Raw genomic sequence first — 11,453 nt, forward strand, 5'->3', positions numbered from 1 at the left:
GGAAGCCGCGGCCCCCGCTCGACCAGCCGTTGGCCAGGCGCGGGGCCGGGCCCGGTGCCGTGGAGAAACCCCTTGCTGTGGAAGCGGGCGCCCGGTGCTCAATGGCACCGGGCGCCCCCGTCGTCGTAGCGCCGGGTCTACTCCCCGAGGAGCCTGCGCACCCTTTCCTGCCCCACTGCCAGCAGCAGGGTGGGCAGGCGCGGGCCCGTGTCACGCCCCACCAGCAGGTGGTAGAGCCGTGCGAAGAAGGTGCGCTGGGAGACCTTGATCTCGGGGGGGAGTTCCTTGGCGGTGGCGTCGATGGGGAAGCCGGCCTGGATCTTGGGGACGCCGTAGACGAGGTGGGTCAGGCCGTCGAGGGACCAGTTCGCGTCGAGTCCGTCGAGGAGCAGGCGCAGGGACTCGCGCCCCTGGTCGTCGAGGGACTTGAGGAGCTCGGCGTCGGGTTCGTCGCGGACGACGGTCCGCTCCTCGGCGGGGACCTGGGTGTTGATCCAGGTCTCGGCCTTGTCGAGCCGCGGCCGGACCTCGTCGAGGGAGCCGAGCGGGTTCTGGGGGTCGAGCTCGCTGAGGATCCGCAGGGTCTGGTCCTCGGCGCCGGCGGTGATGTCGGCGATGGAGGCGAGGGTGCGGTACGGCATCGGGCGAGGCGTCTTGGGCAGCTCGGCGGCCGCCGTGCCCACCGCGCGCGTGTATGCGGCGGCGTCCGCCGGAAGCACGGACCCTCCCCCAGAGCCGAAAGCCTGGGATGTGCCCCCAGCCACCTTGCCCGCGAGCTTGTCCCACTCGTCATACAGCCGCTGGATCTCCTGGTCGAAGGCGATCTTGAAGGACTGGTTGGGGCGGCGGCGGGCATAGAGCCAGCGCAGCAGCTGCGGTTCCATGATCTGGAGGGCGTCGGCCGGGGTGGGTACGCCGCCCTTGCTGCTGGACATCTTGGCCATGCCGCTGATGCCGACGAAGGCGTACATGGGCCCGATCGGCTGCTTGCCGCCGAAGATCCCGACGATCTGTCCGCCGACCTGGAAGCTGGAGCCGGGGGACGAGTGGTCGACACCGCTCGGCTCGAAGACGACACCTTCGTAGGCCCAGCGCATGGGCCAGTCGACCTTCCAGACCAGCTTGCCGCGGTTGAACTGGTTCAGCAGGACGGTCTCGGAGAAACCGCAGGCCGAGCAGGTGTACGTCAGCTCGGTGCTGTCGTCGTCGTAGGCCGTGACGGTGGTGAAGTCCTTCTCGCAACTCCCGCAGTAGGGCTTGTACGGGAAGTACCCGGCGTCCGAGCTGCCGTCGTCCTCGGCGGCGGCGCCGGAGCCTTCGGCGGCCTCGATCTCGGCCTCGTCGAGCGGCTTCTGCTGCTTCTTGGCGGGAGCCTTCTTGGTGCGGTACTGGTCGAGGATGGCGTCGATGTCGCCCCGGTGCTTCATCGCGAACAGCACCTGCTCCCGGTACACACCGGACGTGTACTGCTCGGTCTGGCTGATCCCGTCGTACTCCACGCCCAGCTCGGCGAGCGACGTGATCATCGCGGCCTTGAAGTGCTCGGCCCAGTTGGGGTGCACCGACCCCTTGGGGGCCGGTACGGAGGTCAGGGGCTTGCCGATGTGCTGGGCCCAGGATTCGTCGACGCCGGGAACGCCGGCCGGGACCTTGCGGTAGCGGTCGTAGTCGTCCCAGGAGATGAGGTGGCGTACGACGTGGCCGCGCCGCCGGATCTCGTCGGCGACGAGGTGCGGCGTCATGACCTCCCGAAGGTTCCCGAGATGGATCGGGCCGGAGGGCGAGAGCCCGGACGCGACGACGACCGGTTTTCCAGGGGCCCGACGCTCCGACTCCTCGATGACCTCATCCGCGAAACGGGAGACCCAGTCGGTGGTCTCGGTGCTCTGAGCCACGATCGGCACGTCCTCTTCCTGAAGTTCCTTCGAACCAGCCGGCACGGTCACACGGCTGAAGGCCCCATTCTCCCAGCTCGACGCCCATCCACGAAAACCCCTTTTCAACGAGACGGCGCCATCCCGATCCCCCACCCACCCACGGGGGCCGCCGTTCCAGCCCGTCCGGCGTTTGAGGACGAGGCCGTTCAGGCCGACAGCGGGGGTCTGGGGGCGGCAGCCCCCAGGAGCAAGGGACGGGTAGGGGCGGAGGGGGCGAAAATACCCCGCGTCCACACCCACGGCGGGCACCCCCACACCCCCCTCGCCCGAGAAATCCGCTTGTCCCCCCATGGGATACTGGATGGGTCTATCTGATTCCTCGAGGAGAACGGCACCCACTCACATGGCCTCGGTCACGTCCCTCACCGCTTCCGTCCATCAGCGCCTCGCGGACGCCCTCTCGGCAGCCCTGCCGGAGGCCGGTTCCGCGGACCCGCTGCTGCGCCGAAGCGAGCGGGCGGACTTCCAGGCCAACGGAATCCTGGCGCTCGCGAAGAAGGCGAAGGCGAACCCGCGTGAGCTGGCGACGCAGGTCGTGGAGCGGATCACGACAGGTGACGTGATCAAGGACATCGAGGTCTCCGGACCCGGCTTCCTGAACATCACGATCACCGACAGGGCGATCACCGAGAACCTCGCGGCGCGGTACGCGGACGGCGAGCGCCTCGGCGTGCCGTTCGCCGAGCACCCGGGCACGACGGTGATCGACTACGCGCAGCCGAACGTGGCGAAGGAGATGCACGTAGGTCACCTGCGGTCCGCGGTGATCGGCGACGCGGTGGTCCAGATCCTGGAGTTCGTCGGCGAGACCGTCGTACGCAGGCACCACATCGGCGACTGGGGCACCCAGTTCGGCATGCTCATCCAGTATCTGGACGAGCACCCGCACGAGCTGGACCACAAGCTCGACGACGAGGACGCCGAAGTCACCGGCGAAGAAGCCATGTCGAACCTGAACCGGCTCTACAAGACGGCCCGCAAGCTCTTCGACTCCGACGAGGAGTTCAAGACGCGGGCGCGGCTCCGGGTGGTGGACCTCCAGGCGGGCGATCCCAAAACGCTCGCGGCCTGGCAGAAGTTCGTGGACGAGTCGAAGATCTACTTCTACTCGGTCTTCGACAAGCTGGACATGGAGATCCGCGACGCGGACGTGGTCGGCGAGTCCGGCTACAACGACATGCTGGACGAGACGTGCCGCCTCCTGGAGGAGTCGGGCGTGGCGGTCCACTCCGACGGCGCGCTCTGTGTGTTCTTCGACGACGTCAAGGGCCCGGACGGCAACCCGACCCCGCTGATCGTGAAGAAGTCGGACGGCGGGTACGGCTACGCGGCGACGGACCTGTCCGCGATCAGGGACCGTGTCTTCAACCTGAAGGCCTCGGCGCTTTTGTACGTGGTGGACGCCCGCCAGTCCCTGCACTTCAAGATGGTCTTCGAGACCGCGCGCAGGGCGGGCTGGCTGAACGACGACGTCAAGGCGCACCAGCTCGCCTTCGGCACGGTCCTCGGCAAGGACGGCAAGCCGTTCAAGACCCGTGAGGGCGAGACGATCCGGCTGGTCGACCTGCTGGACGAGGCGATCGACCGCGCCACGGCCGTCGTACGCGAGAAGGCCGAGAAGGTGGGCCTGAGCGAGCAGGAGATCGAGGAGAACGGCCGGTACGTCGGTATCGGTGCCGTGAAGTACGCGGACCTCTCCACCTCCGCCGTCCGGGACTACAAGTTCGACCTGGACCAGATGGTGTCGCTGAACGGCGACACGTCGGTGTACCTCCAGTACGCGTACGCCCGTATCCAGTCGATCCTGCGCAAGGCGGGCGAGGCGCGCCCGGTCGCCCACCCGGAGCTGGAACTGGTGTCGGCCGAGCGGGAGTTGGGTCTGCACCTGGACCGGTTCGGCGAGACGCTCGCCGAGGTGGCCGCGGGCTATGAGCCGCACAAGCTGGCGTCGTACCTCTACCAGCTGGCCTCGCTCCTGACCACGTTCTACGACAAGTGCCAGGTTCTGAGCGCCGACAACCCGCCGGAGCTCGTCGAGAACCGTCTGTTCCTCGTGGGCCTCACGGCCCGCACGCTCCAGCAGGGCATGGCGCTGCTTGGGATCAGGACGCCTGAGCGGCTCTGATCCGCTCCGAACGCCCACGGGCGTTCGCCGGCGCGGCCCCCGGTTGTTCAGGTGCCGGGGGCCGCGCCGGCTTTCACTCCACTCGTCACGGTCCTGGCCCACCACGGAACCTGCGACGACGGCCCCGCGGTGGACGTACTGGAGTTGGCGCCACCGGGGCGCTGCTCGGGTCCCCCAAGTCACCCGGGTCTCCAGGGCCGTTGTCAGTGGCTGCCCCTAAAGTCACTGCCATGGCGACACTTCCCAACCCGCTGCCGACTCTGGCGGCCGACCCGAGCGGGCGCGCGCTCGGGCTTGAACTCCCGTCCGGGCGACTGATCGACGCGACTGATGACGGTCCGTGGCATGAGCCGTTGCTCTGGCACGCCGACGGGCCGGCGGCTCCCGGAGCCTGGTCGACGCTGGCACCCGCCCGGCGGACATCCGGCCTGCTTCCCCTCCTCATAGACGTCGGCGGCGACCAAGGGGAGCTGGACGACTGGGAGTTGGCGCCGGACGAGGTGTCGTACCCAGGGGATCACGACGCCGAGGAGGTGCTCGCGGAGTTCTGGGAGGAGTACGCGGCGGACGCTCCCGACCCGGACGAGGACTACCCGGGCAAGGCAGCCGTCGTAGAGGCCTTCGGCGAGCCCCACACGTACGACGAGACGGTCGCGCCCTACGGCTCTCAGTGGCCGGGCCTCGCCCCCGCCACGGCGCCGGACGTGGACCCGGACGTGCGCGCCGCCGAGATCGCCGACTCCCTCGCGGACAGCGGCTCGTGGCTGAAGGACCCGCGCCTCGCCCTGGTCCCGGCCCGCCGCAGCGCGGACATCCCGGCGGCGATCGGCTGGTCCGGTCCCGTGAACTACGAGGGGGACGTGGCCCGTCTGTGCGCCGTGCTCCGCTCCTGGGAGGACCGCTTCGGCATCCGCGTGGTCGCCCTCACCTTCGACCAGCTCGTCCTGTCGGTGGCGGCCCCACCCACCACCACGGCCGAGGCGGAGGCGATCGCCGCCGAGCACTTCGCGTTCTGCCCGGACAACATCACCCAGGGCCACCACGAGACGCTACAGGCGTACGCCGCGCACGACGTCCTCGGCCAGAAGGTGTGGTCCTTCTGGTGGGACTGACGCCGGCCGCGTCGCGCACAGCGACCTGACGGCCGACCGCCCGCCGCACCCGAACCACGCCGCACCCGAACCACGACTCGTCACCCGAACCCCGCCTCCCCGAACACTGCCTCCTCCGAACCCCGCCTCCCCGAACACTGCCTCCTCCGAACCACGCCTCGACGCATTCGCCGAGGCGTGGTTCGGCGGGCCCCACGGGTCAACGCTTGATCGCGGTGGCCGCGTACACGTTGATGTCGGCGTCCGTGACGTCGTTGATGTCGCGGTAGCGGACCTTGTCGATCTCGTCGAGGGTGGCGAAGTAGGCGGGCTCGGCCGACTCGGGCAGCGGGGCCGCGCCGTCGGGGCGCCAGTGGTGGACGGGGACGACACCCGGGTCGTCCAGCTCCAGGCCGCTCTCGGTGAAGAAGCGCTCGACCTCCGCCTTGGAGCGCAGCACGAAGGTGAAACCGCGCTCGGTGTACGTCCGTTGGACCGCTCGGATGTTCTCGGGGTTGAGGTCCTCGGTGAGGTGGCTGAGGATGAGCCGGCTTCCGGACGGCAGCGCGTCGACGAGCTCGCGCACGATCGGGAAGGCCTCCTCGTCCTCGACGAAGTGCAGGATCGCGACGAGTGCGAGGGCGACCGGCTGGTCGAAGTCGATGGTCTTGGCGGCCTCTTGGAGGATCTGCGCGGGCTGCTTCAGGTCGGCGTCGATGTAGTCCGTGAGGCCCTCGGGCCCGCTGGTGAGCAGAGCGCGCGCGTGAACCAGAACCACCGGGTCGTTGTCGACGTACACAACCCGTGAGTCCGGGATGATCCGCTGGGCGATCTGGTGGACGTTCTCCTGCGTCGGCAGCCCGGTGCCTATGTCCAGGAACTGGCGGATGCCCTCCTCCCGGGCCACCGTGGCCACGGCCCGCCGCAGGAAGTCACGGTTGTGCCGGACGTCGAGGTAACCGCGCGGATTGGCCGCGAGGCCGGCAGCGGCGGCGGCGCGGTCGACGGGGTAGTTGTCCTTGCCGCCGAGAAAGACGTCGTAGACCCGCGCCGGATGCGCCTTGGCGGTGTCGATCCTCCTTCTCAGCTCGGCGGGGTCCTGGCTGAGAGCATCACCGGGCATAGAGCCTCTCCCTGAAGAGTCGCGTCATTCAACGGGCAACAACGTAACTCCCAGGGAAGCTTGATGGTGCCGTCCGGGACGGGTCCCGAGATCGGAAGGCGGCCCTCGATTCAGCAGTCAGCCCTTGATGTTGGGCTCGTACTCGTTCCTCCACCACTCGGAGTCGCCCAGCGGATACGCGTACGCGGGCCGCCCCACGTTCCCGCTCGTCCGGAACGGGTTGCCGTTGTCGTCGACGCGGACGGTGCCCTTCTTGGTCCCGCTCGACCAGTCCAGCTCCAGATACCAACTCACGTCATGGGCCTTGGAGTTCGCGAAGATGTAGAAGACCTCGGGGTCGGACTCACTGACCTTGTAGGGGAAGTCCCGCTGCCCCGCCTTGGTCTCGACGGTGGGACTTCCGGCGTCCAGGTCCACGACGAACGACTTCGTGTCCACTCCGCCGCCGCAACCGAAGCCCATCTGGAAGTCGTTCCAGGCGAGCGGCGCGTTCTTCGTCACCACGCGGACATGCAGCGCCTCCAGTACGACGGTGGCCTTCCCGGTGCCCTGCACGGTCAGCGCGAGCATCTGCTGTCCGGCGGCGACCCCGCCGAGCGCGGTGACCCACCCACGCGCCTCCGGCTCGTTCGGCGGCGGTGGCACCTGCTCGGCCTTCTGGTTCACCAGGTAGTGCTGGCTGCACTGGTCTTCCCACCTGTACGGGTTGGTGGCGACCGTGGGCGCGGAGGCGCCGTCCTCGTCCGCGGCATCCCGAGCCGCCCCGGCCTCATCGCTCGGCGGCGCGGAGACGGAGGTGGAGGCCGTGGGTGTGCCGCCTCCCGAGGCGGATGGCGACGCCGACTTCCCCTTCGAGCCCTGCGTGTCACCGGGACTGGCGGCGACGGACTCCGAGGCGGCGGCCCCCACGGACTGCTGCCGCCCCTGATCGTCATCGCCCCTGCCGGGCACAAGGTTCACCACCAGCGCGGCCGCCACGACGGCCGCGGCGACGGCGGCGCCGGCAAGAACGACGGTACGGCGACGCCGAGCCGCGGGCGCCACAGGCGCTTCCGGCAGGACCCCGCGCTCGACCTCCGGGACGACCCCGGCCTCCGGATCAACTCCCGCTCCGGACCCGACAACCGGCTCGACAACCGGCTCGATACCCAGCTCGGCACCCAGCTCGACACCCAACTTGGTGACCGGCTCGGCAACCTGCTCTGTGACCGCAGACGCCCCGGGCTCCGCCTCGGCGGAACCCACGCCCATGGCCCCCTTCTGTCCCCGCCGGGCATCGGCCAGCACCCACCGCCGGTGCAGCTCCACCAGTTCGTCGGGGGTGGCCTTGCACACCCGGGCAAGCCGCTCCACGGGTGCGTAATCCGTCGGTACGGCGTCCCCGTTTACGTACCGGTGAAGCGTCGACGCACTCATGTGGAGCCGCTTCCCCAGCACCCCGTAACTGAGCCCGGACCGCTGCTTCAACTGTCCCAGCAGCTCCGAGAACTCGTCCCCCACCACCGTTCCTCACTTCCCCACGTCCCAGATCCGCGTTCCAGGGGAACATTGTTCCCCCAGGTCAGAGCCCCTGCGAGCGTTCCAGCGTCCCGGAAACCCCGGCAGCTGTGGCGGCTGGGACGGATCGCCGCACAAGCTGTGGTCATCCAAGCACGCCGCTCCCGGCACCCGGTCGACCGGCCTGCATCCACACCCGCTCCACACAGGGGGATCAACCATGTCCGCACGCAACTCCCGTACCCGTATGCTCGCCGCCGCCGCGATCACGGTCGCCACGCTGACGCTCGCGGCATGCAACAACGGAGAGGGCGTCAAGGACGAGGGCGCCTCGGCGATCTCCTCGACCACGCAGTCACCCCTCGCGTCCCCCAAGCCGTCGTCACCGCCGGCCAAGGCGAGCGAGGGAACGTCCACGGGGGCCGGCCAGGCCGCCGACAACACAACGGACTCCACGGGCTCGAAGGACTCCACAGGTTCGAAGGGGTCAGAGGACTCGAACAACTCGGACACCTCAGACAACTCCGATGACTCGGCCCCCACCTCCACCCGCTGCTCCAGCACCACCACCCGAACGACCGCCACAGAGGTCTCCCGCCCCCTGAACCACCTGCTCCTCACGGTCACCAACACCGGCTCGGGGAACTGCAACCTCATCGGCTACCCGGCCGTCCGCTTCAGCGAGGCCCAGTCGGTCCCGCCGGCCTTCGAGGACTCCAAGCCGCAGGCCGTGGTCACCCTGGCCCCGGGCGAGTCGGGCTACGCGAGCGTGCTCCTGTCGAGCGGCGACGGCAGCGGCTCCAACGGCTACACGGCCAAGTCCCTCGCCGTCCTCCTGAACAACGGCACGGGAGACGCGGCAAACCCGTCGCTCCCCACGAAGGGCGTGTGGATCGACGAGACGATCACCGTCACGTACTGGCAGTCGACCATGGCCGACGCCCTCACCTGGTGACTCCGGGCCGCAGGGGGCTGGGGCTCACCGGCCAAAGGCCAGCCCCGCCCCCAACCGCCGCAGCCCCTCCCCGATCTCCTCCGGCGTCTGCGTCACGAAGCACAGCCGCAGCGTCGACCGGTCGGGCTCGGCCGCGTAGAACGGCGCACCGGGGACGTACGCCACCTGCTGCCGCACCACCGCCGGGAGCAGAGCCGTGGTGTCGTACGTCTCCGGAAGCCGGGCCCAGAGGAACATGCCGCCCTCGGGCCGGTCCCAGACCGAGCCTTCGGGGAGGGCATCGGCGAGGCCGGCGAGCATCGCGTCCCGGCGTTCGCGATAGACCGCCGCCACCCGTGTGACGTGCCCGTCCAGGTCGCTGTCCGCCAGATACCGGGCCGCGGCCAGCTGGTTGAGAGTCGGGGTGTGCAGGTCGGCGGCCTGTTTGGCCACGGCACACGCGCGGCGCAGCTCCGCCGGGGCCCGCAGCCAGCCGAGCCGCAGGCCCGGTGCCATGACCTTGGAGAGGGAGCCGAGCAGGACCGTACGGTCCTCCGCTCCCGCGTACGTCGCGATCCACGGCACGCGCTCGCCCTCGAAACGCAGCTCGCCGTACGGGTCGTCCTCGACGATCCACAGCCCGTGCCGGCCGGCGACTTCGGCGACGGCGGCCCGTCGCTCACCCGGCAGTGTGCGGCCCGTCGGGTTCTGGAAGGTGGGCACGGTGTAGAGCAGCTTGGGGCGTTCGCGCACCACCAGCTCCTCCAGCGCCTCGGGATCGACACCGCGCCCGTCCCCCGGCACAGCCACCACCCGCACGCCCGCGAGGCCGAAGACCTGAAGTGCGGCCAGATAGCAGGGGTTCTCGACCAGGACCGTGTCCCCGGGTTCGAGCAGCGCGCTGGCGAGCAGGGAAAGGGCCTGCTGGGAGCCCGTCGTGACGAGCAGGTCGTCGGGTCCGGTTGCCAGCCCGCGTACCGAGGTACGCGCGGCGAGCACGGCCCGCAGCCCCGGCTCGCCCTCCGTCGTGGAGTACTGCAACGCCCGCGCGGGCGCCTCGGCGAGGACCGCCCGGTACGCGGCGGAGATCCCCTCGACGTCGAAGAGTTCCGGCGCCGGCAGCCCGCCCGCGAAGTTGATCACCTCGGGCCGCGCGGTGACGGCAAGGATTTCCCGTACCGGCGAACCGCCGATCGACCGGGCCCGCGCGGCGAACGGCGGCACAGGGGCACGAGTGGGCGCGGGCTCGGCGACGGTCATGGCTCGGCTCCTTCGGCTGCGATCGTGACTCTTGCCGCAGCCTAGGGATGTACATGCCGCCTACAAACAGGTTTCCGCGATACGGACGCAGTCGCCGAGTGCCGTGGCTTCAGCGCAGCCGCTGCGCAACCTCGGTGGCCCAGTACGTCAGGATGTTCCGCGCCCCGGCCCGCTTGATCCCCGTCAGCGACTCCAGGATGGCCTTGTCCCGGTCGATCCAGCCCTTCTCGGCGGCGGCCTCGATCATCGAGTACTCGCCGGAGATCTGGTAGGCGGCCACGGGCAGGTCCACGGCGTCCGCGACCCGCGCGAGGATGTCCAGGTAGGGTCCCGCCGGCTTCACCATCACCATGTCGGCGCCCTCTTCGAGGTCGAGCGCCAGCTCCCGCAGGGCTTCCCGGGCATTCGCAGGATCCTGCTGGTACGTCTTGCGGTCGCCCTTGAGCGAGGAGCCCACGGCCTCCCGGAAGGGGCCGTAGAAGGCGGAGGAGTACTTGACGGTGTAGGCGAGGATCGCGACGTCCTCCCGGCCGATCTGGTCGAGGGCGTCACGGACGACGCCGATCTGGCCGTCCATCATCCCGCTGGGACCCACGACATGGGCGCCCGCGTCGGCCTGCACCTGCGCCATCTCGGCGTACCGCTCAAGGGTGGCGTCGTTGTCGACCCGGCCCTCGGCGTCGAGCACCCCGCAGTGACCGTGGTCCGTGGTCTCGTCCAGACACAGGTCGGACATGACCAGCAGCTCGTCACCGACCTCGGCGCGCACATCACGCAACGCCACCTGAAGGATCCCGTCCGGATCGGTGCCCGGCGTACCGACCGCGTCCTTCTTCGACTCCTCGGGCACCCCGAAGAGCATGATCCCGGAGATCCCCGCGGCCACCGCGTCCGCGGCCGCCTTCTTCAGACTGTCCCGGGTGTGCTGCACGACGCCCGGCATCGCAGCGATCGGCACAGGCTCGCCAATACCCTCCCGCACGAAGGCCGGAAGGATGAAGTCAGCGGGATGCAGCCGAGTCTCGGCGACCATGCGCCGCATGACCGCAGTGGTCCGCAGACGCCGCGGCCGCGTACCGGGAAAGGATCCGTACGTCGTCATACATCTACGCTACGCCCGCCCCCGCACCCCATTTGCCGACGAGACGTCGGCGCCGACAGCCACCCACTCTCACCGCCCCCGAGAGCAAAGAGCACCACGACAAGCCCCGGAGCAGGTGACCAGCCAGGCTTTCCCTCGCCCCCTCCGCCCCTACCCATCCCGTACCTGGGGGCCGCGCCCCCAGACCCCCGCTATCGGCCTGAACGGCCTCGTCCTCAAACGCCGGACGGGCTAAAGACTGCGCGGCCGGAGCTGATGCGGAAAGCCGCCCACCGGCGGAAGGGGCCGGGGGCCGGTACATCAAATGCCCGTCGCGTACGTTCGCGTCACCGGACCCGTCTCCACACAACCGACGTCTGATCCGGCGGCGACGGGCGGATGTAC

The 11,453-nt window shown here is 69.7% G+C and carries 8 protein-coding genes; 3 read left to right on the top strand and 5 right to left on the bottom strand.

All coding sequences use genetic code 11. From position 1 onward, the window contains the following. Window positions 1–137 precede the first annotated feature (137 nt). Window positions 138–1,904, bottom strand: coding sequence for a lysine--tRNA ligase (gene lysS, locus AB0N66_RS42025; protein ID WP_365446145.1), 1,767 nt, complete (start codon window positions 1,902–1,904; stop codon window positions 138–140). Between the two features lie 376 nt (window positions 1,905–2,280). Between lysS and argS the strand changes: the two genes are divergently transcribed. Together argS and AB0N66_RS42035 are read left to right on the top strand one after the other, a co-directional pair. Continuing rightward, complete coding sequence (gene argS / locus AB0N66_RS42030; RefSeq protein WP_365446148.1) at window positions 2,281–4,062, top strand: arginine--tRNA ligase; 1,782 nt, start codon at window positions 2,281–2,283, stop codon at window positions 4,060–4,062. Between the two features lie 230 nt (window positions 4,063–4,292). Continuing rightward, a complete protein-coding gene (locus tag AB0N66_RS42035; protein WP_365446150.1) occupies window positions 4,293–5,174 on the top strand; it encodes a DUF4253 domain-containing protein in 882 nt (293 codons plus the stop codon). 199 nt (window positions 5,175–5,373) lie between these two features. On the opposite strand, the gene AB0N66_RS42040 is transcribed toward AB0N66_RS42035, so the two are convergent. After that, a complete protein-coding gene (locus AB0N66_RS42040) occupies window positions 5,374–6,276 on the bottom strand; it encodes an SAM-dependent methyltransferase (protein ID WP_365446153.1) in 903 nt (300 codons plus the stop codon). Between the two features lie 117 nt (window positions 6,277–6,393). After that, complete coding sequence (locus AB0N66_RS42045) at window positions 6,394–7,779, bottom strand: helix-turn-helix domain-containing protein (protein ID WP_365446156.1); 1,386 nt, start codon at window positions 7,777–7,779, stop codon at window positions 6,394–6,396. A 214-nt stretch (window positions 7,780–7,993) separates the two neighbouring features. On the opposite strand from AB0N66_RS42045, the gene AB0N66_RS42050 reads away from it, so the two are divergent. Further along, window positions 7,994–8,728 (top strand): DUF4232 domain-containing protein, encoded by a 735-nt coding sequence (locus AB0N66_RS42050; RefSeq protein WP_365446159.1) that lies wholly within the window; start codon window positions 7,994–7,996, stop codon window positions 8,726–8,728. A 24-nt stretch (window positions 8,729–8,752) separates the two neighbouring features. On the opposite strand, the gene AB0N66_RS42055 is transcribed toward AB0N66_RS42050, so the two are convergent. Together AB0N66_RS42055 and hemB are read right to left on the bottom strand one after the other, a co-directional pair. Then, window positions 8,753–9,967 carry a PLP-dependent aminotransferase family protein gene (locus AB0N66_RS42055; RefSeq protein WP_365446162.1) on the bottom strand — a complete coding sequence of 405 codons (1,215 nt, stop codon included), beginning with the start codon at window positions 9,965–9,967 and terminating at the stop codon, window positions 8,753–8,755. A gap of 109 nt (window positions 9,968–10,076) precedes the next feature. After that, window positions 10,077–11,069, bottom strand: coding sequence for a porphobilinogen synthase (gene hemB, locus AB0N66_RS42060; RefSeq protein WP_365446165.1), 993 nt, complete (start codon window positions 11,067–11,069; stop codon window positions 10,077–10,079). Window positions 11,070–11,453: the final 384 nt, after the last annotated feature.

It is taken from the genome of Streptomyces sp. NPDC093544, from assembly GCF_040683495.1.
Taxonomy (GTDB): domain Bacteria; phylum Actinomycetota; class Actinomycetes; order Streptomycetales; family Streptomycetaceae; genus Streptomyces.